Raw genomic sequence first — 2330 nt, 5'->3', positions numbered from 1 at the left:
ACTTTCACCGTCATTCCCGGTTTCCATTTCGTTGGCACACCGTAACAGCAGCCACCGCCGCCGCCCTGCCAGGGGCCGATAATATCCAGCCCTGACTGCCCGTCTACGCTGAAATGGTTTATCGCCCAGTGGGTATGGTTAACCGCTTCTATGGTACCGCTGCCGCCGCTAACATTCTTTTCTCTGGCAGGCCTGTCACAACCAGCCAGCAATATCGCCGCAGCGATAAAAACAAAGCGTGTCAGCCATCGTCCCTGCGGTGGATACCAGCCTAAATCAGACTTTATTATAGACATATCTCAGGTTCCCTTATTTTAGCCGGATAAACAGGGTTATCATTAGATTCAACCGTCATCTCATAGCCGCTTATTGTTTGGTCTTTTTTTTCCAAATATTTTTTGGATCCATGTCAGAGCCACAATGAGGACATTTATCGATTTTATAGTTAACAAAATTCATGCATGATGAACATCTGTATATGTGTCCGGTATGTTTTGGCCAACGCTTATCAGGAAAAAACACAGCGATAAAAACACTAATAACAGGAAATATAAAATAAAAAGAATTTGCCGGCTCTCCCCAGGATAATAGAATAACTATCGCTAAAAACATCATAGACGCTTTGATAAACAAAACACAAAACACCAGAGCAATAAAAAAGCTTTGTTTTTTCCAGACAATGATTCCAACCAGTAATATTACCGCTCCAGAGATAATAACTTTTGTATCACTATCCAAATACATAACCACTCCGATGTAAATAGCTATTATCCCTATTGAAAATACCACTCCTGATGACTTTATAGATTATTAACACCAGAACCGCATTCATCAGAATAAATTTTATTTTTAAGAATATACTCAGCCACCCACTCATTACGTTTATCTTCGAAAAGCACACCTTCTTTTGTTGCAGCCAGCATAGCCTTAAAGCAAGCAGAAAATTCATTTTCTCTGTTCATAAAAAGGTTCTTCGGTAATGGCTGATAAACCAATAATTGTTTTGCATCACACAGACACATCAGACTTTCAAACTGATTATCAGTAAATATGATTTGCTCACTCAATTCCTCTTCACCTAATGCTGCCCCGTTTCCTTCCAGCAAAACAGGTGCTTCGTCGCGATCCAGCCAGCTCCAGAATAATGTCGGTCTGTGGATCTGACTTTGCTGTTCATCACTAAGAACATGGGTAAAAAGATACGAAAATATACGCGTATCCCAGAAGCGAAATATCCCTGCACGCCCCTCATGCTGCGCATCAATGCAACGGATCAACCATTCAGCCAAAACTTCGAACCGCCAGGATGACCCCAGCACCAGTAAAGGCGCTGTTGCCACAGCTTCACGAGCCAATGCATATAACCACTGCACTTGCTGAGTATCTTCCAGCTCAATGCGTACCAGCAAAGGCGCATCGTCCGGGTAAATATTCTCCGGCAATCCCTGGTAGAGGGACTGCCATTTTATTGCCGGAGAAAACCCGGAAAGAGCCGGAATGACGGAGAAATTCACGCCGCACTGATCGATAATCATATCGACATAATTGTGACCAATCTGCTGACACGTCAGCTGGATTTTATCCAGCCAGATCTTTATGTTGTCCATTTACGCATCCCTCGGCACAAAACCCTGAGCCAGTTCCTGAGCCCGTTTGAGGCATTCTTTACATACTGATGAAGGCAGATCGGGCAACTGGAAATCTTCGCTGGCTGGCCCCTGCAAATTATGTTGTCCTTTCAGACTTAACAGGCCAGGTCCATGAATTTCAATTTCTCCCTGCGGAGTCAAGCGAATGTAAGCGCCGCCACACCCAATAGTGATACCATTCTTCGCCGTAAGCTGAAGATGTCCCTGTGTGGACTGTACGGTAACATCCTGAAGAGACGTTAATGAGAGAATATCGCTATGAGATTCGATATTCAGCGGGCCTTTTGCAGATACCAGACGAACACCTTCCTGGCGGGAAAGTAACGATATCGCCTGGCTGGCATTCACTGCAAGCCTCTGCTCGCTGGCAATACTGACTTCTCCAATACTCTGCATATACAAACCGTTGCCACTGTGCAGAAGAATGCTTTCTGGCGTAACGCTCCCTATCCCCTCCGGTGCTTCCATCAACAATACCGATTTCTTTATCTGGTCCGCCTTTTCAACAAACTGCTTTAACGTATCCATATCTGGTGAGAAATTACGGTGCGTTTGCGTCACACTCTCCCAACCGGCAATAAGGTTTTGCGCCCCCCTCAACAGGCTGGTTGCAGGCTCCATCGCCAGCTGCTGCCCCTGCGCTTTCATCTGCGCATCAGCGGTGATGAATATCCCTTTCCC

4 protein-coding genes are annotated in these 2330 nt (G+C 45.3%); all 4 read right to left on the bottom strand.

The window, feature by feature from the left end; genetic code table 11:
• A partial coding sequence (locus IAE27_RS29180; RefSeq protein ID WP_200093416.1) for a DUF3304 domain-containing protein occupies positions 1–296 on the bottom strand: 296 nt, incomplete at its 3' end.
• 70 nt (positions 297–366) lie between these two features.
• Positions 367–744 (bottom strand): hypothetical protein, encoded by a 378-nt coding sequence (locus IAE27_RS29175; RefSeq protein ID WP_135800828.1) that lies wholly within the window; start codon positions 742–744, stop codon positions 367–369.
• A 56-nt stretch (positions 745–800) separates the two neighbouring features.
• Positions 801–1607, bottom strand: a complete 807-nt coding sequence (locus IAE27_RS29170) for a DUF4123 domain-containing protein (protein ID WP_154022138.1) — start codon at positions 1605–1607, stop codon at positions 801–803.
• On the bottom strand, positions 1608–2330 hold a 723-nt coding region (locus IAE27_RS29165), incomplete at its 5' end, for a DUF2345 domain-containing protein (protein WP_200093415.1).

Source organism: Klebsiella sp. S69 (assembly GCF_016516145.1).
GTDB classification, from domain to species: domain Bacteria; phylum Pseudomonadota; class Gammaproteobacteria; order Enterobacterales; family Enterobacteriaceae; genus Klebsiella; species Klebsiella oxytoca.
The sequence above is the reverse complement of the archived record's forward strand: the minus strand, read 5'-3'. Positions and strand labels throughout refer to the sequence as shown.